This window comes from Microcystis aeruginosa NIES-843, from assembly GCF_000010625.1.
GTDB classification, from domain to species: Bacteria; Cyanobacteriota; Cyanobacteriia; order Cyanobacteriales; family Microcystaceae; genus Microcystis; species Microcystis aeruginosa.
This window is the reverse complement of record NC_010296.1, coordinates 5,813,891-5,834,163: the sequence shown is the minus strand read 5'-3', so window position 1 is coordinate 5,834,163 and position 20,273 is coordinate 5,813,891. Positions and strand designations below refer to the sequence as shown.

21 protein-coding genes and 3 pseudogenes are annotated in these 20,273 nt (G+C 41.3%); 9 read left to right on the top strand and 15 right to left on the bottom strand.

The genetic code is table 11. The features are described 5' to 3' along the window. Positions 1-109: 109 nt before the first annotated feature. Entirely contained in the window at positions 110-292 is a 183-nt protein-coding gene (locus MAE_RS33685) for a hypothetical protein (RefSeq protein ID WP_041804472.1), read from the bottom strand. Between the two features lie 763 nt (positions 293-1,055). Between MAE_RS33685 and MAE_RS27540 the strand changes: the two genes are divergently transcribed. Next, positions 1,056-1,634 carry a transposase gene (locus MAE_RS27540; RefSeq protein ID WP_002761735.1) on the top strand — a complete coding sequence of 193 codons (579 nt, stop codon included), beginning with the start codon at positions 1,056-1,058 and terminating at the stop codon, positions 1,632-1,634. A 257-nt stretch (positions 1,635-1,891) separates the two neighbouring features. On the opposite strand, the gene MAE_RS33680 is transcribed toward MAE_RS27540, so the two are convergent. Both MAE_RS33680 and MAE_RS35960 read right to left on the bottom strand, forming a co-directional pair. Further along, positions 1,892-2,032, bottom strand: coding sequence for a hypothetical protein (locus MAE_RS33680; RefSeq protein WP_158303570.1), 141 nt, complete (start codon positions 2,030-2,032; stop codon positions 1,892-1,894). Between the two features lie 209 nt (positions 2,033-2,241). Beyond that, positions 2,242-2,364 carry a hypothetical protein gene (locus MAE_RS35960; RefSeq protein WP_269453954.1) on the bottom strand — a complete coding sequence of 41 codons (123 nt, stop codon included), beginning with the start codon at positions 2,362-2,364 and terminating at the stop codon, positions 2,242-2,244. 219 nt (positions 2,365-2,583) lie between these two features. Between MAE_RS35960 and MAE_RS27535 the strand changes: the two are divergent. Next, positions 2,584-2,934: pseudogene (locus MAE_RS27535) on the top strand (tetratricopeptide repeat protein); the annotation flags it as partial. Positions 2,935-3,098: 164 nt separating this feature from the next. On the opposite strand, the gene MAE_RS27530 reads toward MAE_RS27535, so the two are convergent. After that, on the bottom strand, positions 3,099-3,866 hold the full coding sequence (locus MAE_RS27530; RefSeq protein WP_012268387.1) for an ABC transporter ATP-binding protein: 768 nt from the start codon (positions 3,864-3,866) through the stop codon (positions 3,099-3,101). 274 nt (positions 3,867-4,140) lie between these two features. Here MAE_RS27530 and MAE_RS27525 point away from each other — a divergent pair, with 274 nt between their 5' ends. Further along, complete coding sequence (locus MAE_RS27525) at positions 4,141-5,217, top strand: AI-2E family transporter (RefSeq protein ID WP_012268385.1); 1,077 nt, start codon at positions 4,141-4,143, stop codon at positions 5,215-5,217. 25 nt (positions 5,218-5,242) lie between these two features. Next, positions 5,243-5,452, top strand: a pseudogene (locus MAE_RS27520) (RNA-guided endonuclease TnpB family protein); the annotation flags it as partial. Positions 5,453-5,540: 88 nt separating this feature from the next. On the opposite strand, the pseudogene MAE_RS27515 reads toward MAE_RS27520, so the two are convergent. The 3 genes and pseudogenes from MAE_RS27515 to MAE_RS27505 all read right to left on the bottom strand — a co-directional run bounded on the left by MAE_RS27515 (position 5,541) and on the right by MAE_RS27505 (position 8,119). Further along, a pseudogene (locus tag MAE_RS27515) lies at positions 5,541-6,764 on the bottom strand (RNA-guided endonuclease InsQ/TnpB family protein). 2 nt (positions 6,765-6,766) lie between these two features. Next, positions 6,767-7,342, bottom strand: coding sequence for an IS607 family transposase (locus MAE_RS27510; protein ID WP_419866701.1), 576 nt, complete (start codon positions 7,340-7,342; stop codon positions 6,767-6,769). A gap of 84 nt (positions 7,343-7,426) precedes the next feature. Beyond that, positions 7,427-8,119 (bottom strand): Crp/Fnr family transcriptional regulator, encoded by a 693-nt coding sequence (locus tag MAE_RS27505; protein WP_002797403.1) that lies wholly within the window; start codon positions 8,117-8,119, stop codon positions 7,427-7,429. A 473-nt stretch (positions 8,120-8,592) separates the two neighbouring features. On the opposite strand from MAE_RS27505, the gene MAE_RS27500 reads away from it, so the two are divergent. Together MAE_RS27500 and MAE_RS27495 are read left to right on the top strand one after the other, a co-directional pair. Beyond that, positions 8,593-8,781 carry a hypothetical protein gene (locus MAE_RS27500; RefSeq protein WP_002737442.1) on the top strand — a complete coding sequence of 63 codons (189 nt, stop codon included), beginning with the start codon at positions 8,593-8,595 and terminating at the stop codon, positions 8,779-8,781. Further along, a complete protein-coding gene (locus MAE_RS27495) occupies positions 8,766-9,062 on the top strand; it encodes a type II toxin-antitoxin system RelE/ParE family toxin (RefSeq protein ID WP_002737690.1) in 297 nt (98 codons plus the stop codon). The genes MAE_RS27500 and MAE_RS27495 overlap by 16 nt, the downstream gene beginning before the upstream one ends. A gap of 145 nt (positions 9,063-9,207) precedes the next feature. On the opposite strand, the gene MAE_RS27490 is transcribed toward MAE_RS27495, so the two are convergent. Beyond that, entirely contained in the window at positions 9,208-10,644 is a 1,437-nt protein-coding gene (locus MAE_RS27490) for a GTP-binding protein (protein WP_002797402.1), read from the bottom strand. A 154-nt stretch (positions 10,645-10,798) separates the two neighbouring features. Between MAE_RS27490 and MAE_RS27485 the strand changes: the two genes are divergently transcribed. Next, complete coding sequence (locus tag MAE_RS27485; protein ID WP_012268381.1) at positions 10,799-11,707, top strand: transglutaminase family protein; 909 nt, start codon at positions 10,799-10,801, stop codon at positions 11,705-11,707. A gap of 779 nt (positions 11,708-12,486) precedes the next feature. Here the strand turns inward: MAE_RS27485 and MAE_RS27480 are convergent. Continuing rightward, positions 12,487-13,344 carry an IS5-like element ISMae4 family transposase gene (locus MAE_RS27480; RefSeq protein ID WP_012268380.1) on the bottom strand — a complete coding sequence of 286 codons (858 nt, stop codon included), beginning with the start codon at positions 13,342-13,344 and terminating at the stop codon, positions 12,487-12,489. A 261-nt stretch (positions 13,345-13,605) separates the two neighbouring features. Here MAE_RS27480 and MAE_RS27475 point away from each other — a divergent pair, with 261 nt between their 5' ends. After that, complete coding sequence (locus tag MAE_RS27475; protein WP_012268379.1) at positions 13,606-14,889, top strand: protein kinase domain-containing protein; 1,284 nt, start codon at positions 13,606-13,608, stop codon at positions 14,887-14,889. Positions 14,890-14,921: 32 nt separating this feature from the next. Here MAE_RS27475 and dps read toward each other — a convergent pair whose 3' ends face one another. The 6 genes from dps to MAE_RS27445 form a co-directional block, all read right to left on the bottom strand. After that, positions 14,922-15,455 carry a DNA starvation/stationary phase protection protein Dps gene (gene dps / locus MAE_RS27470; RefSeq protein ID WP_012268378.1) on the bottom strand — a complete coding sequence of 178 codons (534 nt, stop codon included), beginning with the start codon at positions 15,453-15,455 and terminating at the stop codon, positions 14,922-14,924. Between the two features lie 258 nt (positions 15,456-15,713). After that, on the bottom strand, positions 15,714-15,941 hold the full coding sequence (locus MAE_RS27465) for a type II toxin-antitoxin system HicA family toxin (RefSeq protein WP_012268376.1): 228 nt from the start codon (positions 15,939-15,941) through the stop codon (positions 15,714-15,716). Between the two features lie 2 nt (positions 15,942-15,943). Next, positions 15,944-16,150, bottom strand: a complete 207-nt coding sequence (locus MAE_RS27460; RefSeq protein WP_002739432.1) for a type II toxin-antitoxin system HicB family antitoxin — start codon at positions 16,148-16,150, stop codon at positions 15,944-15,946. 198 nt (positions 16,151-16,348) lie between these two features. Beyond that, complete coding sequence (locus MAE_RS27455; RefSeq protein WP_012268375.1) at positions 16,349-17,635, bottom strand: RNA-guided endonuclease InsQ/TnpB family protein; 1,287 nt, start codon at positions 17,633-17,635, stop codon at positions 16,349-16,351. Positions 17,636-17,813: 178 nt separating this feature from the next. Next, positions 17,814-18,164, bottom strand: a complete 351-nt coding sequence (locus MAE_RS27450; RefSeq protein WP_002739434.1) for a hypothetical protein — start codon at positions 18,162-18,164, stop codon at positions 17,814-17,816. Between the two features lie 208 nt (positions 18,165-18,372). After that, on the bottom strand, positions 18,373-19,104 hold the full coding sequence (locus MAE_RS27445) for a glutathione peroxidase (protein ID WP_002797394.1): 732 nt from the start codon (positions 19,102-19,104) through the stop codon (positions 18,373-18,375). 210 nt (positions 19,105-19,314) lie between these two features. Here MAE_RS27445 and MAE_RS27440 point away from each other — a divergent pair, with 210 nt between their 5' ends. Then, a complete protein-coding gene (locus MAE_RS27440) occupies positions 19,315-20,265 on the top strand; it encodes an undecaprenyl-diphosphate phosphatase (protein ID WP_041804469.1) in 951 nt (316 codons plus the stop codon). Positions 20,266-20,273: the final 8 nt, after the last annotated feature.

Sequence of the window (20,273 nt, the reverse complement as noted above, 5' to 3'; positions counted from 1 at the left end):
TTTATCCCTATTCCTACCCATCCCGATTTTGGAGTCTATTTTTTTCTCTCTTATCTTTGCTCAAAAACTATATATATATTTGCGCACGGATTCCCATTATATAAAAAGTCTAAAGCAAGTCTCGCCATTTGTCAAGGGTTTTGAGAAAAAAAATCGAGCCGATTTTATAATCACCGTAACAACAATTCAGATCGTAGGGATAATTCCGTAGGGATAATTCCGTAGGGATAATTCCGTAGGGATAATTCCGTAGGGATAATTCCGTAGGGATAATTCCGTAGGGATAATTCATGAATTATCCCTACTCAGGAATGCTTTGTTTAATGCTTGTCGGGGAGAGAAATTTTCTGTCTTCATACCTTTATCCCTATTCCTACCCATCCCGGTTTTGGAGTCTATTTTTTTCTCTCTTATCTTTGCTCAAAAACTATATATATATTTGCGCACGGATTCCCATTATATAAAAAGTCTAAAGCAAGTCTCGCCATTTGTCAAGGGTTTTTAGAAAAAAAATCGAGCCGATTTTATAATCACCGTAACAACAATTCAGATCGTAGGGATAATTCCGTAGGGATAATTCCGTAGGGATAATTCCGTAGGGATAATTCCGTAGGGATAATTCCGTAGGGATAATTCATGAATTATCCCTACTCAGGAATGCTTTGTTTAATGCTTGTCGGGGAGAGAAATTTTCCGTCTTCATCCCTTTATCCCTATTCCTACCCATCCCGGTTTTGGAGTCTATTTTTTTCTCTCTTATCTTTGCTCAAAAACTATATATATATTTGCGCACGGATTCCCATTATATAAAAAGTCTAAAGCAAGTCTCGCCATTTGTCAAGGGTTTTGAGAAAATCTCCCCACTTCCCAAGATGTGAGGGAAATTGCCAGTAAGTTTGCAGGGGTAGAAAGGTTAAAGGAAGCGGTCGCAACGCGCTCGCTACGCGAGACCGAGCAGTTACAATTATTGTTATATTCAGCTTAATCTTATTTTACTAAATAGCCAAAAACTAAAATGAGATTCCTATTTATTGTCCTGACAAGGAGATGAATAAATGAATAACTTTTCTGATAAACCCCATCGTCGTTCCTTAAGATTATCTCACTATGATTATTCTCAATCGGCTGCATATTTTGTGACAATCTGTATTAAAAATAGTGAAAATTTATTAGGGGACATACAAGATAACGTCATGAATCTTAATCAATTTGGTCAAGTTGTTAAGGATATTTGGCATAGTTTAGATACTCGTTATAAAGAAGTTATTTTAGATGAATTTGTGATTATGCCTAATCATATTCACGGAATAATATTTATTGATAACCCATTAGAGATAATTCATGAATTATCTCTACCAGAGGAAAGGCGAAAAATGTTGTTACCTAAAGTGGTTGGTTATTTTAAAATGAATAGTGCTAAACTGATTAATCAATTGCAGAGTACTCAAGGTCAATCGGTTTGGCAAAAGAATTATTATGAACATATTATCCGTGATGAGGTTTCCTTAACGAAAATTAGAGAATATATTGTTAATAATCCTTTAAAATGGCATCAAGATATCGAAAATCAGCAAGTCAAACCTAGTCAGGAGGAAGTTCAGTTTTGGCAAAGCTTCGGTAGAAAGGATTTATAATCACTGTAACAACAATTCCTATCGTAGGGATAATTCCGTAGGGATAATTCCGTAGGGATAATTCCGTAGGGATAATTCATGAATTATCCCTACTCAGGAATGCTTTGTTTAATGCTTGTCGGGGAGAGAAATTTTCTGTCTTCATACCTTTATCCCTATTCCTACCCATCCCGGTTTTGGAGTCTATTTTTTTCTCTCTTATCTTCCCTCAAAAACCCTATATATATTTGCGCACGGATTCCCATTATATAAAAAGTCTAAAGCAAGTCTCGCCATTTGTCAAGGGTTTTTAGAAAAAAAATCGAGCCGATTTTATAATCACTGTAACAACAATTCCTATCGTAGGGATAATTCCGTAGGGATAATTCCGTAGGGATAATTCCGTAGGGATAATTCATGAATTATCCCTACTCAGGAATGCTTTGTTTAATGCTTGTCGGGGAGAGAAATTTTCTGTCTTCATACCTTTATCCCTATTCCTACCCATCCCGGTTTTGGAGTCTATTTTTTTCTCTCTTATCTTCCCTCAAAAACCCTATATATATTTGCGCACGGATTCCCATTATATAAAAAGTCTAAAGCAAGTCTCGCCATTTGTCAAGGGTTTTTAGAAAAAAAATCGAGCCGATTTTATAATCACTGTAACAACAATTCCTATCGTAGGGATAATTCCGTAGGGATAATTCCGTAGGGATAATTCCGTAGGGATAATTCCGTAGGGATAATTCATGAATTATCCCTACTCAGGAATGCTTTGTTTAATGCTTGTCGGGGAGAGAAAATTTCAGTCTTCATACCTTATATCCCTATTCCTACCCATCCCGATTTTTGAGGCTATTTTTTTCTCTCTTATCTTTGCTCAAAAACTATATATATATTTGCGCACGGATTCCCATTATACATAAAGTCTAAAGCAAGTCTCGCCATTTGTCAAGGGTTTTGAGAAAAAAGAGGAGTTATTCGCTTTGATTTGGGAGATAATACTGGTGCTTTGGAGGATTTAAATATGGCTATTTCTCTCCAGTCTAACTATGCTGAAGCTTACTATAATCGAGGTTTAGTTAAGGAAAAAATGGGCGAGAAGAAAGAAGCGATTGCGGATTATCAATTAGCAATTAGTTATCAGCCTAATTATGGCGAAGCTTATTATAATTTGGCTCTTGCTACCTACGATGATAAAAATCCTAGTAGCCGAGTAGCGAGCCTTAACTCTTTGCAAAAAGCCGCTAATGCTTTGATAAAAACTGGTAATTTAGAACTGTATGAACGCACAGTAGAATGGATGCTAAAAATGCAGTAATTTGTCTAAAAAAATAAGCTCAGGTATGACATTCTCCGTCGCTTTAGTGCAGTAGGAGAGTGGGGAGAAGGGAGAAAAAGGCTGTTAACTGATAACTGACGACCGGCTCCCCAAAACGAAAACTTCGTACCTCACCATGAAGATAGCTGCTATATCTAAAATCCTTATTCATCCCCTAAATAAGCTTCAATCACCGCGGGATTCTCCCTGACTGTAGCTGGCTCTCCCAAAGCGATTAACTTACCGAAATCTAACACGGCAATGCGATCGCATAATCCCATCACTAAAGGCACATGATGTTCGATTAACAGGACAGTTAAAGCTAAATTATCACGAATTTGTCGAATTAGCTGACTTAATGACCCCTTTTCGCTGGGATTCATCCCGGCTGCCGGTTCATCGAGGAGTAATAACTGGGGTTGCAAAGCTAAAGCGCGGGCGATTTCCAAGCGTCTTTGATCACCATAGGCTAAATTAGAGGCTTTCCGATTGCTTTGGTCAGTTAATCCGACTAAATCTAATAATTCCGCTGCTCTTTTATAGGTTTTTTCCTCCTCCCTTCTCGAAACCGGTAAACCGAAAATTCCCGTCCAGAGATTGGAGCTATTGTGAATGTTACCAGCGATCGCCACATTTTCTAAAGCCGATAATTCACCAAATAAGCGCAAATTCTGGAAAGTCCGGGCAATTCCCGCCTGAGCGATCTGGTGAGGACGATAATTAGCCAAACTGTCGCCTTGATAAATTAAATCACCGCTGGATAGGGGAATTAAACCGGTGATCAGATTAAATAAAGTCGTTTTTCCCGCCCCATTGGGTCCAATTAAGCCAAAAATCTCGTTTTTTTGTACCTGAAAGGAAACCCCATCGACGGCGACTAATCCCCCAAATCGACGGGTGGCTCCCCGCACTTCTAATAAATTTGCTGGCATCCTTGTTAACAGATTAAATTAGTCGATTTTACTCGATCAAGACGATTGCAAGTAAGCATTGCACCGACCAAAAAAAAGATATTTGTCAGGAGATTTACCCTGAAAGAATCAGTTATCAAGATTTATCGGGCAATTATTTTGATTAGGAAATATTTTACACAATCCCGACCAGATAAGCAAAACGGCTCACCACTACTAGCGAATCACTACCGATAACGAAAAACTGCCATAATTGCAGAAATGTCCTCATCTAGCCAAAAGGCGATCGCTATTGATGAAAAATGACGCTAAAATTATCGATCTCGTCATCCGGCTGTTTTTTCTCGGCCTGTTGTTATTTGCTGGGTTCACCCTGCTGCGTCCCTTCCTAACCATGATCCTCTGGGGAGCAATTCTAGCGATCGCTTGGTATCCGCTCTTTCTCTGGTTAAAAAAGTTACTCGCTGGCCGGGCGAAACTGGCCACAGTTCTCCTCACCCTACTTTGTCTAGGGATTATTATCGGTCCGGTGAGTGGCATTGCAGCGGTTCTGGCGGGTAATCTGCGAACGATGGCCGAATATATCGATACTGGTGCGGTGCTGATTCCCCCTCCCCCCGCCGATGTGGCCACCTGGCCGCTGATCGGCGAAAGGATTGCCGGTCTCTGGCAGCAGGCATCAGATAACACGGGTCAATTTCTTCAACGCTTCGAGCCACAATTAAAAGAACTGGGGAAAATCTCCCTTTCTCTGGCCACCAGTACCGGTCTGACGGTGCTGAAATTTATCGCCTCGATTCTGATTGCGGCGGCCCTCACCCTCTCCGCTAAAAATCTGACTCGCCCGATGAACCGGTTAGCGGAAAAGATCGCCCCGGGTCGAGGAATCGCGCTGGCCGGTCTGACCGCCTCTACCGTCCGCAATGTTAGCCGCGGTATTATTGGCGTTGCTATTATCCAGAGTCTTTTGATCGGCATCGGTTTAGTAACGGTGGGAACGCCTGCGGCCGGTTTATTAACTCTCCTCACCCTAATTTTGGGCATTCTCCAAATTGGCCCCGGTTTGATTGTCTTGGGGGCGCTCATTCACGCTTGGGTAACACTACCCAATTCTATCGCCCTATTATTTACCCTCTGGATGATTCCCGCCACCTTGGTGGATAATTTCCTCAAACCGATCTTAATGGGGCGCGGTCTGCCCATTCCCATGGTGGTGATTCTGCTAGGGGTGTTCGGGGGAGTGATCGCCTACGGGATTATTGGTTTATTCGTCGGGCCAGTTCTGCTCGGTCTTTGCTACGAGTTAGTTAGGGCTTGGATTGGCGAGGATAGCCCCGAACCGGTGGCAAATAGCCATGATCGGCCAATCTAAGGGGCGATAGCTCTGATTTTTACCTAATGCAGCCATCAACATTCTTAAAAAAGGGTTGAAATATTTGGGAAATCATCTCAACGGTACTGTTGGGCAAACAGAAACCGACCCAAACGCCTTGGCAGAGTCCGGTCTCTGGGTTTTCAGTGGAGACATTGAGAATCTAAGCTGTCTCGTTGAACAAGGAATTTCCGATAGTGATCTGGAAAGAATCTCCCGTCACAGCGTAGCTTGACGGTGGGAGTATGTCAATTATTCATAGTTAGTAACAGTATAGTCAAATATAGACAGACTGAATTCCATTTCAGAAATTCCCTTCACTTTTACTTCGAGAGATTGATTCTCCTTGGGTGAACTACGCACCTCTCTATCCCATAGCAGTTAAACGCATTTGGGAATGCTTTTCGTAAAATATTGTAGGAACCCATGACATCAGATTGAACCAGAATCCCCTTATCTGTACGATATAACCCTCGTAAAATTCAGTTTCCTGAAAACACTGGCTTTTCAGTTATCTGTCCATAAACGGGGAGAGGATCGTCATTCAAAAAATTAGAAGCTGAGGTATAGGATTCTTCTTGAAGAATCACAGAGATTCCTTCTAATTGACATTTATAACTAATCATCTCAATTAATCGAGCATGAGGGATGGTCACAAATTTTTGATTGTTGACTTTTCCTAAGTTTACTTCTTGTTTCCAACCGTCATTTTTCCCAATTACTAAAGTTGTTATCTCTTGGTCAACTAAGAGATTGACTAAATAACGACTAGCCTGATGAAGATAATCATCTACTTTCTGATTACGACAGCGAGTCAAACGGCGCATCCTCTGGGAACTTTGACGATTGCCTTTTAACAGAGATTGTAACTTAGCCCGACGTTGGTTATAAAATTGATTCAGGCTTTTTAACGGTCTGCCATTAATCAACAAAGGGATAAAGTCCGGTTGATTTGAAGTTACAGCCATCAAATTATCTATGCCTAAATCTAGCGCAGCTATCTTTTCATTAGGAGCTAAGAACTGTTCAGTTTTCTCATAAATTACCTCGATTACATAACAATCACATTTAGGAACTATTCTGACTTCTGCTATGCGCTCGGCTACTCTCGTCGGCAAGGCAATTGAAGTACCTGATAATTTGACTATTCCTTGCCTAAGACCTACTTTGCTTAGGGATTGAATCGTGTAAACTAAGAGATTTCGTCCTTTTTTTGGCTCCTTATAGCTAGGGATTTTGGGTTTGACCAGAAATTTATCGGGGTGACTTTTAAACTCCGATGAAGCGGCAAAAAATGATGGCCAGTTTTTGTCTAATCCTCTCAAAACTTGTTGGGAAACTTTAGCGGGTAAAGCTTGATACTGTTCTGTCTTTGACCTCAGAGAGGCCATCTGATTATAGGTCAAATAGCCATGACCATAAATGAAGTTTTGTCGGATTAAATAATTGGCTGAGTTGTAGAGATTTTTAGACTGCCAAGATAAATTATCTATCTCAGCCCAAAATCTATGTCCTTTCTTGATAATGTGTCTTTCTGCTACTAACATTATTATCCGTTGTCTTTTAACTCAGCTATAATCTTTTCTGTCTTTCTTTTCGACCTTCTTAATCCGTAAATTCGAGAACAAAAAGAGGTTATAATGGCTATTAAATCTGACATCAACTCATCCTGATTATCCTCACTTTGATTGACAATCTCCACTTTTTTATCTAGTTCTTTTAACAAGATTTCTAGATAATTAGTCCCAAATCTGGCTAGACGGTCTTTGTGTTCAACAATTAAAACATTATAATTGGGGTCAACTAGAATTTTGGCTAATTGTTGGCGATTATCGTTTAATCCACTGCCTACTTCTTTGACAACTTTGTAGATTTTGTAGCCTCTGGCAACAGCATAATCTTTTAATCGGTCAGCTTGTCTATCTAGATTGTCTTTATTTTCGGCACTGGAAACTCTTGCATAAATGCAGGCTATCAAGTCGGGTTTTGAATGGTTGTCATCCGTTATGATAATTGTACCAGAAGGCAATTGATAACCTGTTAAATTCCCTTGTTTCCACCACCTCCAAGCCGTTCGATAACTTATTCCTGTTTTTTTTGCATAGTCTGATAGTTTCATATCTATATATTACCATGCTTGACTATATCTGACTATATTTGTATTGAAACTTTACAATACCTTGAGTCAGCAACACCAGCAGCAGAAAAATTAATTCTGACTCAAAAATAAACTGGGCAATCCGATAAGATTATCCTGCTTAAAAAAGATCGAATTTTGTTGTCGCAATTTACCGATTAATCTTGTTACTGTTACTCTGGTAGTGCCGATGGCGCTGGCAATTTGAGCGTGAGTTAGGGGATAGGGGAGATAATAGCCTTCCACACAGGGTTGACCGTATTCTTCCAATAATAGAACCAAGAACCCCATTAATCGATCGAGGGAGCGTTTTTGACCGAGAATACTCAACCAAAATAACTTACGCTGGTATTGATGGCGAAAAGTTTCCATAACAGCCGCTCGCAATTGCGGCCATTTTTCTATATCTTCCCAGTATAACCAGACTAACTCGGTTCCGTCTAGATGAGCTTGGGCTTGTAATTGAAAGGGAAATTGAGAAACAATCTCAAAAGGTTGACCTGCACCCACAAAACCGAGAAATACTTCCTCACTATCGGCCATAGGTAGTTGACGGGAGGATTTTTGGTCAATAACGTTAACTTGTGCCTTACCAACAATACGAATCGCCCCAGATTCCACAAAGTATAATAGCCCGGGGCGCGTGGCTACTTTTTCATCTTTGGCAAAGGTATGGTTACGATAATGGGATTTTGCCCAGTTAAAGATTTCTGTTTCTTGACCGATTAAGGGTATAAAATCCGACGAAGGAACCGAAGAAGACATTAAAATTAATAACCCACTGGGGCGTTGAGGGAACTGTAAACTAATGTAACAAAAAATTTCTGTGATTGGGGGGGTCTTGTGGCCGCTAGATGGTTATTGGTCAATAATCCCTAAAAGTTGCGGGGATTGAGCAGATAGGAGAATTATTAAGTATTCTTAACAGAATACCCGCCCCAATGTTACAAAAGCGAGATAATCACCTTATCTATTCTTAACTTTTTCTCGCTTTTCTGGGGACTATGGCATAAGATAGGATGCGTGACTATTAGTTTTCTATCTATGATATAGCGTTTCTCTTAAAGATGAAGTATAAAGAAATTTGGCATTATCTCTTGGCGACCGGCTACTGTTAACCGTTCCCTGTTCCCTAAAACCAGATACTTCGTACCTCACTATTAAGATAACTGCTATAGATTATAGTTGATAGATAATTTAAATTTATACTTTTCCTTAAAAACTTCGGTCAAACTTGTATGAATAGCATTAGACAAAAAGTGGAATCCCTCTTGAATCAATTACCAGATGATTGTTCAATTGAAGATATTCAGTATCATTTATACGTTCTGGAGAAGGTGCGTCAAAGTTTGAACGCTGCCTCTCTGGAGAATACAATCCCCCAAGAAGAAGTTGAGGGTCTTTTAAACAAATGGCTGATCGAGTGAATTATCGCCTTGTCTGGTCGCCCAAAGCAATTGAAGACGTGGATGCGATCGCATCTTATATTAGTCGAGATTCCCCGTCCTACGCGGCGGCCGTCGTGCGTCGAATTCTTGATATAAGCTATTCTTTAGAAAATTGTCCCCTAGAAGCGAAAAAATGCGCCGAATTTAGTGATGATACCATCCGAGAAAAGTCTGCCTATGCCTACCGTCTGATCTATCAAATTCAAGGAGCAGTAGTTATTATAGCGGCGATCGTCCATAGTAAGCATTTCTTGGATTGATCGAGTCAGTGATCAGTGATCAACCGTTAGGAGTTAGGAGTTAGGAGTCAGGAGATAGGAGACAGGTTTTAGGTGTTGGAGGTTGGGGTTTTGGGGTTTTGGGGTTTTAGTTCAATTTCCCCGCTTCCCCACTTCCCCACTTCCCCTAACCCCCAACCCCCAATTTTGAGCCTAATTCCCGCTTAATCCGGTTGAGAATCGAGGTTTCATCGAGGGAATCGAGAATGCTGGCCACCACTGCCTTCGGGCCATCGGGTCCCCAGGTGGCCCCATTAGCGAGATAGGTTTTCGTCACTTGGCCGATCGCGTAACAGGATACACCGGCAACCCCCGCTTGAGTCAGGGCGATCGAAGTATAGGGAAGGAGAGAAATGCCGCCAGTGGCAGGAATCGAGAGACCGAGTAATCCTTTTAGGGAACTTAAACCCAAAACCGCTAAAAATTCGCTGGCACTAATGCCACCCATATTGAGGGCAATTTTTTGTAAAAGAGCGATCGCCCCCTGACGAGTTAAATCGATGCCGTATAAGCGAGAAAGAGCGAGAATCATGGCTAGATCGATAACTGCCCCCGTAAACAGATCCAACACCGTCACCGGATTCAGAGCGATCGCCGATGCTTTGATCATCACTGCTTTTTGAATCAATTGATTAGCCCCGCGATCACGGATAGCCATTTTGCGGGCGACAATTTGCTCGTTTACCTCGTCCGCATACAGCATAGAATTGAGTGCTACCAGCGATTTACCCTCTCGCTCTAGAATTTCCAAAATTTTGAGTTTCAGGGCTTCTATCTGTGGTTTTCCGCAAAATCGTTGCATTTTTAGCCGACCATCCTGCCCTTTAACCGTCTCCGCCAGGAGGGGAGAGGCCGCCACCATAACAATCTCATCGGGGGAGAGTAATTCTTTCACCCGTTCTGAGGCGATTTTTTCATAGATAGCGAGGCGATCGACTTCCGGATACTGATCGATTTTATTAAAGACCAAAATCATCGGTTTTCCTGCTTCGCGTAACTTGGCCAAGGCGGAAAATTCCACTTTGGTCATATCACCAGAGATGATAAAAAGGATTAAATCCACCTGCTGCGCCACCTGACAGGCGAGAATTTCCCTCGTTTGCCCATCTACCTCATCAATACCGGGAGTATCAAGCAATTGCACCTGAGCATTACCCTGGCCGTTCAGGGTCAGACGCGCTAGATGAGGGAAAGTATCATCGCTGCTTAACTGCCAATTTACCCCTTTAATGGTGCGGGTAACTCCGTGTAGAGGACCGGTTGTAAAGATTTCTTGACCGACCAGAGCATTTAAAATCGAGGATTTTCCCCGGCCCACCAGGCCAAAAGCGGCAATTTGAATCAGGGATCGATCGAGTTTTTCTAGCAGGGCCACTAGGCGATCAATCTCCGCTTCTAGACCAATTTTCTCGATCGAGGTAAGATCCAGACGATCGACAAGTTTGCTCAGAGAATTGCGTGCCTGATTATAGTTGAGTTCTTCTTGAATAGTGCCGACACCTCGAAGCGCTTGTTCTAGGTCTTCGGTATTCCAAGCTCGATCGAGGAACGGGTCAGAGGTCATTTCAGTTATCAGTTATCGGTTATCAGTTGTCAGTGATTAAGTGGGTGGGTGTTAAAAATTGTCAGATACCCCCCTTATCAAGGGGGGATTAAGGGGGGATCAAGGGGGGATTTATCTTCAATTATAACCAGCTACTTTATTAAGGATAATCAGGATGAGTGTCATCTACGACTTGGAACACATCACCAGCTATCATTATCGTAAACTGGTAACTTTTGGGGAACATCGGGCGATTTTTTTGCCCAGCGCCGGTCACGGTGAAAGAATTATCAGTTATTCTGTAGAGGCGAATATTGCCGCCAAAACGCGCTGGACTATGGATACTCTATCTAACAACGTGGTAGGGATTGAATTCGCTCAAGCAGCGTCAGAATTAATCGTTACCTGTCGATTACGGGCGGAACATTTTGGCTTAAAAGCGATCGCTGATTTTCCCCTCGATCAACGGGCGATCGAAATTCCCATCCAGTACACCCCCGATGAATGGTTAGACCTGGTGGTGTTTATGCGTCCCCACGCTGAGGATGCCGACGGCAGCTTGGCAGCTTGGGCCAAAAGTTTTGTAGCGGGGGATCAAGATGATACCCTCGATGTCATGGCAAGAATGATGGCGGCTATCAAAGATAATTTTACCTACCAATCCCGGGAGAGTGAAGGAACTCAATCCCCCGGAGAAACCCTGCGGCTAAAGTCGGGAACTTGTCGCGATTATGCTTGGTTGATGATCGAAGCTTTGCGAAGATTGGGTTTAGCCTGTCGTTTTGTCAGTGGCTATCTCTACGATGCTGCCCTCGACGGTGGTGAAGTGGGGATGACTGGCTCTGGTGCTACCCATGCTTGGTTACAGGTTTATCTACCGGGGGCCGGTTGGCGTAATTATGATCCGACTAATCAAATTACCGCCGGCTTTGATTTAATTCGAGTGGCGATCGCTCGTCATCCCGGTCAAATCATACCTCTTTCTGGTTCTTGGTTTGGTGATGCCGATGACTATTTATCTATGGATGTTAAAGTGACCATTCGCAAGCTGGGGACGCTGCCAGATTTTGATCCGAGGGAATAGGTTGAATTTCGGGTTTTTCCTTGACCGGCGATCGGTTTCTGACTCCCCCAAAGGAAAACTTACTACTTCACTATTAGGATAACTGCTAAGGTGTTCGTAATTTAAAGCGAATATTCCCGTTAGGTTTTAGCATTTTTATCGATTTTTGTCAAGATATATTTGACACAATTTATTAGAAAAAGGGTTTCTAAAAGAAACCCTTTTTCTGCTTTCCAACTAATCCTATTTGACCTAATAGGTAAGGTCTCGGTGGACAAGCTTCGATTAAGAAGTATCAGTTAACTCAGTTTCCAACTAATCCTATTTGACCTAATAGGTAAGGGAATTTGACTGGTCTGAGCGCACCGCTCAAAACTTTATGTTTCCAACTAATCCTATTTGACCTAATAGGTAAGGAATAAGAGTAAGGCTAATTAATAAATTAGCCTTATTTTTTTAGTTTCCAACTAATCCTAATGTGTAATTAATTTTGCTTAGGTACTTAACTATAAACGGGATTATTTCGGCCAAAGTTTTTGAAATTTTCCCTCTTGACCATTATTAGAACTCTTGCAAATTAATTATATGTTATAATGATGGGTTAACTAATTTTCCCCAAAAAATTAGTTAACCAGTACATTCGTCCTGAATGAAAACTTGAAGTTTAACTTTTAACTCAAAACTCTTTAGATATGCTTTAATTTGGTTATCAAAACCTCTTTATTTAAGCGGCACAAACTATCTCAATTATAAAAATTGAGAATAAATTCTCCTTGACTTGATTAATCTTTAGGCAACTTTTAAGAAGCTGCTATACCTATCCCTAACTCACCGTTATAAATAGCCGCCAACAAGTTAACTCTTAAACTATATCTTCGACGACGATTCCGATATTTACAGGATAAGATTTTAAAGATTTTGAGTTTCCTATTTATATGTTCAATGATAATCCTTTCTTTGGCTAAAGCCTTGTTATACTCTTTTTCTAACTCTGTTAATTTTCTATTTTTCGATTTCTTTTTCGGTGTATAACTATTACTATGGTATGCAGCTATTCCCTGATAACCACTGTCTTCTATGCTGGTAGTTAAAGGATGAAAACGAACTCGACTTTTTTTAAATAAACTAAAATCATGACCTCTACCTTTCCCACAAAAGACACAGATAATTTCCTCGGTATTTTGATCAGCTACTAATTGGGATTTTAAAGTATGATAACCTCTTTTACCCCCCAAAAAATCTTTCTGTTTCTTTTGGGGGCGTTCAATGGGAGTTTCCGTTACATCCATTACCGTTATGACCGGTATCTCTGCTTGATTGAGTAAAGCTTTTTTTCCTTTTAAACGGAAGTTTCCCGATTGTAAAAGCATTTTTTCCGTCTTATTTACAATCCGACATATAGTTGATTCTGATAGTTCCCAGCTTGTACCAATGTGAAAATATGTTCTATATTCTCGCCAATATTCTAACGTTACTAAAACTTGTTCTTCTATAGATAGTTTAGGTTTCGGTCCCCTTTTAGATGGTGAATTAGAGTCGGCTTCAACACTTTTTACTGATTCTACCATCTTTCTATAGGTTTGTTTATACACACCGAAACGGCGTTTGAATTGTTCATCTGATAAGTTTTGATAATCCATAATTTTGCTAATAAACATAGCAAAATTATAGATGATTTCCTGACCTAAGATCACATTTTATTCTTTTTTCCACTTCAATCTAAGAATTGAGAAAAAAGCAAAACCTTATATTATACCATAAAAAAATTATGCAAGAGGTCTTTTGAAAAGACCTGTAGTTTTTTATGCTTCAAACTGAAGTGGGGAATATGGGTTAAAATATTAAAAGGATGCTAAAGATGGCGGCTAGAGTTTCCAGAGTGAGCTATCCTAGAAATACTCCTTACTCCATCCTCCCCCATGCTCGATCGAGTTCTCCATAGTCGTTATCAAGTCCAACAGGTGCTGGGAAAAAAAACTATCTTAGCGAGGGACAGACAGACCACCCAGTTAGTTATCATTAAACTTATTTCTGTTCCTAGTGGGCAAGGTAGTCAGTTTATCGGAGAAATAACCGGTAAAATTGCCCTATTGCGACAACTCTCCCACCCATCTCTCCCCAAATACCTCGATAGCTTTGAGATAGATTCATCCCAAGAACAAATCATCGCTATTGTCCGACCTTATTTATCAGCGCAGCCTTTAGAAAACTATCTTAACTCCAGTTATTTGTTAGCAGAACAAGATCTCAAACAAATTGCCAAATATCTTTTGGAGATTCTCTCCTATCTCCATCAGCAGGATGTCCCCATTAACCACGGCAATATTAAACTTAGTAATATCCTCTTTGATACCCAGTCCCATCGTTTTTATCTAGTTGATTTTGCCTTTGATTCCGATTCTCCCACCACCGACTTAGAGGATATAGGCAAAACTTTAATCAGTTTAGCCACGGGGATTAAGCATCGTTACATACCCGAAAACTTTGAGCAAAAAACTAATCTAAGTGCTTTTTTCATCTATTGGTTAAAAAGATTATCAAACTCCCCCCCAGACCCTCATTTTCGTTCGGTGACAGAAGCTTTAGCCAGCTTATATAGTTGTCAATTGATCTTAGTATCTATTGGCAATCTGACCAAACCCTACGGCAGCGAAGTTACTGTTTATAAAAAAGATAATCTCCTGCAAATAAAAATCGCTAGTAAAACCAAACAAAAGTTTTTCAACAATCTCAAAACCCAGTTAAGACAGTTTTTACCATCCCTATTTTTTACGATCATTCTCTTAACCATAGTCGGTATTTATGATCTCAAACTGGTCGCTTTTTTAATCCCGATTATCCTAATTTTTCTGCTCAATTTAATCTCCTCTAGTTTATCTTGGCAGTTATGGAAATCTTTTTGGCAGGGGGAACTAGAGTTAAAAATTACCCCCAAAAAAGTTTCTCTCTACCAAAAACTCTGGGGGCTGAAATTTAAACTAACTGCCCATGCTGCTAGTTGCGAAATTTATAGTCTCATTCGTCGCAATGTCACCGTCACTATGCAGGGAGAAAATGTTAATATTATTCCTCCTTCTCTGGTTCTCGTTGCCAACCATCGAGAATATGTTATCACTGCCAGTGAAGATGTTAGCGAAGCGGAATTAGATTGGTTGGCACAACAGTTAAGTGATTGGCTACGTTTACCGATTACGAGAATTTAAGGTGTATTAAGCTAAGTTAATACACCCCAAATTTATCTGATAACATCTTCCGATTTAATCAGATGCGCTTCTAGGAACCAGAGACGTTTATCGATGTCCCGGGAGATTTCCGTATAGAGATCTGCTGTGTCGGCATCCCCTTGATTGCCAGTAGTATCAATAGCAGAACGAAGATGGGCGGCGTATAAGGCATAACGTTCGGCTAAAGCAACGATATGTTCACTACCATCGACGATATCAGCCGGATATTCCGGCAGAATCGAGTTAGCGGCAGCGATGCGCGCTGTTCCTAAAGCGGTTCCACCTAAAGCGGTAATCCGTTCTGCTACCATGTCCCCATAGCCTTCTAATTCCGTGGCCATTTCGTCGAAGAGGCTGTGCAATTGGTAGAAATTTAAACCTTTTACATTCCAGTGGGCCTGTTTAACCTGAGTTTTTAGGTCTAAACTAGCGGCAAGGGTTTGGCTTAAGATTTCAACAATAGCTTTGCGGATATCTAATGCTAAATCGATGCGGGTGGCGTAGTATTGTCCCGTGGTTTTGGTTTTGACTGGAGTGGCTACCATAATCTTTCTCCTTGATCAGTTAACAGAATACTCGATAATTTTTGTGGGTGCATAAGGGACTGATTTTGATCCTATTGGACGTTGATAATAAACTGAAAAACGGCCAATTAATTCGGAAAACAAGTAGCTGATAACTGATACTTCCAATGCGCTCAGTACAAGTAACGGCTCGAATCAGCGGCATCAGACAACCTTGAACTGAGCATCAGCAGCCTTCGTCCGTCCGCTGCACTCGAATTGTTAGACCTCTCTTATCGCTCATCTCATGCCAGAAACAAATTCTTGTACCGTAATTCCAGCAGTACGAATAAGACTACGAAGCGTACCCTTTGCCACTTCACGATGATCAGGAACAGAGAGTGTTACCTGTTCGCCCTCCTTAACCATGATAATATGGCTTACACTTTGACGCGCAACTTGCCAGCCGAAGGTTTCAAATACTCGGACTACCTCACGTCCGCTGAGAACAGGAAGAGCAGAGGACATGATTATGCCATTACCTCTACTTGGTGAGTTTCAATCGTTAGGGGTAGCCCACGTTCTGCACGAACTTGAAGGCAGGCGATAATTGCATCTCTGATATTTTCAAGAGCTTCTGCTCTCGTTTTACCTTGGCTGACACAACCCGGAATGCTGGGGCATTCTACAACCCAAACTCCATCTTCGTCACGGTCAAGTGTTACAGTCAACTTCATAAGTACCTAAGCAAAATTAATTACACATATCTAACCACCTCTTGCCTCTTGCCTCTTGCCTCTTGCCTATCTTCACTAGGAAATTAATTTTGCACGACTACTTAAGTTTTCACCACAATCTCCCAGCTTATAGTTTACCTCGTGTTCTCACCTACCTATTAGTGGATGACAAGAACCTTCATTGACATACTCCCACCGTCAAGCTACGCTGTGACGGGGGATTCTTGACCTATCACTATCGGAAATTCCTTGTTCAACGAGACAGCTTAGATTCTCAATGTCTCCATTAAAAACCCAGAGGTCGGACTCTCCCAAGGCGTTTGGGTCGGTTTCTGTTTGCCCAACAGTACCGTTGAGATAATTTCCCAAATATTTCAACCCTTTTTTAAGAATATTTATTGCTGCATTATGATCCCTATCTAAGATTGTTTTACAGTTAGGACATTGGTGAGTTCTAGTGCTTAATGTTTTTTGAACTCTCGTCCCACAAACTGAACAATCTTGGCTAGTAAAATGGGGAGGAACAGCAACACAGACAATCCGATAAATCTTAGCAAAATAATTCAACCATTCAGTGAATTGATACCAAGAAGCATCAGAAATCGACTTAGACAGCTTACGGTTTTTGACTAAGTTTCTTACCTTTAAAGCTTCATAGACTACCAGATCATTAGACTGGACTAACGCCAAAGCGTCTTTAATTGCTTTGTCTTTACGTTGTCTTGATACTTTAAGATGAAGCCTAGCTACTTTTATCCGTTGCTTGTGATAGTTTTTAGACTGTTTCTTTCCTTGACGAAATCGTTTTGATAATCTCCTTTGTGCTTTTTTAAGTCGTTTTTCTGACTTGCTTAAATAACGTGGATTCTCTACAGTATTACCTTGAGCGTCGGTATAAAACTCTTTTAACCCTAAGTCAATTCCTGTTATTTGTCCCGTTGGTTTATGGTATTCTTGCCGTTCTACGTCAATCAAAAACTGACAATAATAACCGTCAGCACGTCTAACAACTCTTACCCGTTTAATCTGTTGCTCTGAATAATAAACTAAGGTTTTTTGACTACACCATAAATCAAATTCTCCTGCTTTAAAACCGTCAGTAAACTTAATTTGACGTCGCTCATCAGATAGTTTGTAGCCTGTTAGTTTGTATTCAACCGAACGACTATGCTTTTTGAACCGAGGAAACCCCTTTTTTCCCGGTATCTTAGCATGACAATTCTGGTAAAACTTACTAATTGATTGCCAGGCTCTATCAGCAGCCGATTGACGTGCTTGTGAGTTTAATTTATTAACCCAAGGGGTCTCTTTATTGTTAGCTAGTACCGCACAAAGTTTTTGGAGATCATTGCGGTTTGTCCCTTGATTGTCCATCCAATAACGAACACAAGAGTTACGCACAAACTGAGAAGTTCTAATAGCTTCATCAAGTTTTTGGTATTGTTCTGGTGTCCCGTTTTTTAACTTGGCTTCTACGACTAGCATTGATTAATCTTCGACCCTGGATAAATTAAGTATAACACAGTTTACCTACAAATGGTAGAATTAAAATCGTGCTTCGCGGTTGATATTCTGGTCGGATTTCATCCCCCGCAAAGGTGAGTATCTTGTCGAAAAATCTAGCGGGGGCATTCATCCGACATTTTAGGTAATCAAAGCTACATCAAGGAAGATACCGAATTGGGTTTTGCCCACCTTCAGCAAACTCAACCCAATTTACGGATGTTGCCCCTATGTACTGAACATGAGTTAATCGAATGTCGTATCGACCTTCCCTGTCTGCTGGCTCTGCACCAGCATGGTTCGCTATGTACAAATTATTCGCATTATTCTCATCATCACGATGATAAAGAATAATACGGTCAACTTCACGATTGGGATCGATCTTCCACTGACCCGTTGAACCAGTGTTGTCATCGTGGAGAACAAAGTGTTTTCCCTCTGTAAAGATAACGACTACCTTTTCATTTGGCTTTATGAAGTCACGGGCTTTCACAAAATCAGCAATTCTCATACTTGTGAGGCACAAAGTTTCTGGTTTTAGTTAGGGAACAGGCAACAGATGGTGTACTTTATAAGACTGAGAAACGCTATAAATGATTAACGAAATACATCAGACTACAATCACACCCAACAAAAAAGCTCTAACTTGCCCGGGCAAAACCTCTCACAGATATCTCTCCAGTTGCAATGGAAAGATAACTTGAGGTCTAACTGATTGATTATGCTCCCAAATAAGCCGCTAATTCTTCCGAACCGCCAATTAATTGCCCGTTAATGAAGACTTGCGGGGTGGTGGTATTGCCACTCATGGCCCGCAGAGAACGACTGGTGGCATCGCGTCCGAGGATAATTTCTTCGTATTGTAGCCCTTTTTCTTCTAACATTTTCTTAGCCCGGAGGCAGTAGGGACAGCCGACTTTCGAGAAAAGAGAGACTAAAGGCGGTTTTTTGGCTTCTGGGTTGATGTAGTTTAACATCGTTTCCGCATCGGAGACTTTGAAAGGATCTCCCGGTTCTTCTGGTTCGATGAACATTTTCTCGATAACACCATCTTTGACTAGCATCGAATAGCGCCAAGAACGTTGACCGAAACCTAAGTCAGCTTTATCGACTAACATCCCCATCCCTGCGCTAAATTCGCCGTTGCCGTCGGGAATCAAGACGACATTATCACATTCTTGATCTTTTGCCCACTCGTTCATGACAAAGGTATCATTCACCGACAAGCAAACAATACTATCTACGCCATTTTCCCGAAAAACTGGGGCTAATTCGTTATATCCGGGTAAATGGGAGGTGGAACAGGTGGGAGTGAATGCCCCGGGTAAGGCAAAAAGAACAACGGTTTTTCCTTTGAATAATTCCTCGCTGGTGATGTTCACCCATTGATTATTTTGACGTACAGGAAAGGTGACATCGGGAACTCTCTGCCCTTCTCGGTTTGGTAGCATAATCGTCAACTCCTAATTGCTAAGTCGTACTCATTTTGAGTTTGTCTAAATTAAGTGTACTCATAACGACTATGAGTTGTCAACAAGTATTTATACTTAAATCAGGAGATAGGAGACAGGAGACAGGAGAATGGGAAATAGACAAAAGGCAGTAATATTGATTAGTTAATTTCCCCACACCCCACACCCAACCCCTTTTTTTACTGAAAAATGATGTTTTCCTTACTGAAAAAAAGCTATAAATGGCTAGGACTAGCGATAATAACGGTAATTTTGGCGATTACACCCGCCGTCATTGCCCAATCAACCACTAGCGCCATACCTCTGGCAAAAATTAACTGGTTACAGGCAATTTTTTTGGGATTTGTGCAGGGAGTGACGGAATTTTTGCCGATTAGCAGTACCGCTCATCTAAAAGCGATTCCCGTCTTTTTGGGTTGGGGAGATCCCGGTGTCACCTATACAGCAGTGATTCAATTGGGCAGTATTGCGGCGGTATTGTCCTATTTTTGGCAGGATTTAAGGCAAATATCCACGGGAATGGTGAAAGCGGTGGCTAGTTCCGATTATCGTTCCCAGGATTTTCGTTTAGCCGTGGGGATTATCCTAGGCACAATTCCGATCGTTTTCTTCGGTTTGTTAATGAAACTTTTCATTCCCGATTTAGATAATTCCCCCCTGAGAAGCATGACAGCGATCGCCTGTGCCTCCATAGTCATGGCTTTACTCTTAGGTACGGCCGAAAAAATCGGGAAACATAAACGCAGTTTCGAGACTTTGCGACAAAAAGACGGGGTTTTAATGGGATTAGCCCAAGCTTTAGCCCTCATACCGGGGGTATCTCGTTCTGGGTCCACCTTAACTGCCGGGTTATTCATGGGTTTAGAAAGGGCCGTAGCGGCGCGATTTTCCTTTCTGTTGGGGATTCCGGCGATAACTTTAGCCGGTTTAGTGGAATTTAAAGGCGTTCTCGACCAGATTAACACCAGTGAATTAATTCCCCTGGGTATTGGGGTAATTTCCTCGGGGATATTTTCCTATCTTTCGATCGCTTGGTTATTAGATTATCTCAAAAAACAGAGTACCTGGGTTTTTGTCTGGTATCGTCTCTTTTTCGGGGTTACTATCCTGATTGGTGTCGCCTTGGGGCGTTTTTCCTGACCTTTTGG

Bases quoted from the DNA above. Each gene is read 5' to 3' on its own strand.
- MAE_RS27540 (WP_002761735.1), top strand. From the start codon at position 1,056: ATGAATAACTTTTCTGATAAACCCCATCGTCGTTCCTTAAGATTATCT.
- MAE_RS27530 (WP_012268387.1), bottom strand. From the start codon at position 3,866: ATGCCAGCAAATTTATTAGAAGTGCGGGGAGCCACCCGTCGATTTGGG.
- MAE_RS27505 (WP_002797403.1), bottom strand. From the start codon at position 8,119: ATGTCTTCTTCGGTTCCTTCGTCGGATTTTATACCCTTAATCGGTCAA.
- MAE_RS35960 (WP_269453954.1), bottom strand. From the start codon at position 2,364: ATGAATTATCCCTACGGAATTATCCCTACGGAATTATCCCTACGGAAT.
- MAE_RS27525 (WP_012268385.1), top strand. From the start codon at position 4,141: ATGAAAAATGACGCTAAAATTATCGATCTCGTCATCCGGCTGTTTTTT.
- MAE_RS27485 (WP_012268381.1), top strand. From the start codon at position 10,799: ATGAGTGTCATCTACGACTTGGAACACATCACCAGCTATCATTATCGT.
- MAE_RS27490 (WP_002797402.1), bottom strand. From the start codon at position 10,644: ATGACCTCTGACCCGTTCCTCGATCGAGCTTGGAATACCGAAGACCTA.
- MAE_RS27460 (WP_002739432.1), bottom strand. From the start codon at position 16,150: ATGAAGTTGACTGTAACACTTGACCGTGACGAAGATGGAGTTTGGGTT.
- MAE_RS33680 (WP_158303570.1), bottom strand. From the start codon at position 2,032: ATGAATTATCCCTACGGAATTATCCCTACGGAATTATCCCTACGGAAT.
- MAE_RS27465 (WP_012268376.1), bottom strand. From the start codon at position 15,941: ATGTCCTCTGCTCTTCCTGTTCTCAGCGGACGTGAGGTAGTCCGAGTA.
- MAE_RS27455 (WP_012268375.1), bottom strand. From the start codon at position 17,635: ATGCTAGTCGTAGAAGCCAAGTTAAAAAACGGGACACCAGAACAATAC.
- MAE_RS27495 (WP_002737690.1), top strand. From the start codon at position 8,766: ATGGCTGATCGAGTGAATTATCGCCTTGTCTGGTCGCCCAAAGCAATT.
- dps (WP_012268378.1), bottom strand. From the start codon at position 15,455: ATGGTAGCCACTCCAGTCAAAACCAAAACCACGGGACAATACTACGCC.
- MAE_RS27480 (WP_012268380.1), bottom strand. From the start codon at position 13,344: ATGTTTATTAGCAAAATTATGGATTATCAAAACTTATCAGATGAACAA.
- MAE_RS27500 (WP_002737442.1), top strand. From the start codon at position 8,593: ATGAATAGCATTAGACAAAAAGTGGAATCCCTCTTGAATCAATTACCA.
- MAE_RS27445 (WP_002797394.1), bottom strand. From the start codon at position 19,104: ATGCTACCAAACCGAGAAGGGCAGAGAGTTCCCGATGTCACCTTTCCT.
- MAE_RS27450 (WP_002739434.1), bottom strand. From the start codon at position 18,164: ATGAGAATTGCTGATTTTGTGAAAGCCCGTGACTTCATAAAGCCAAAT.
- MAE_RS33685 (WP_041804472.1), bottom strand. From the start codon at position 292: ATGAATTATCCCTACGGAATTATCCCTACGGAATTATCCCTACGGAAT.
- MAE_RS27475 (WP_012268379.1), top strand. From the start codon at position 13,606: ATGCTCGATCGAGTTCTCCATAGTCGTTATCAAGTCCAACAGGTGCTG.
- MAE_RS27440 (WP_041804469.1), top strand. From the start codon at position 19,315: ATGATGTTTTCCTTACTGAAAAAAAGCTATAAATGGCTAGGACTAGCG.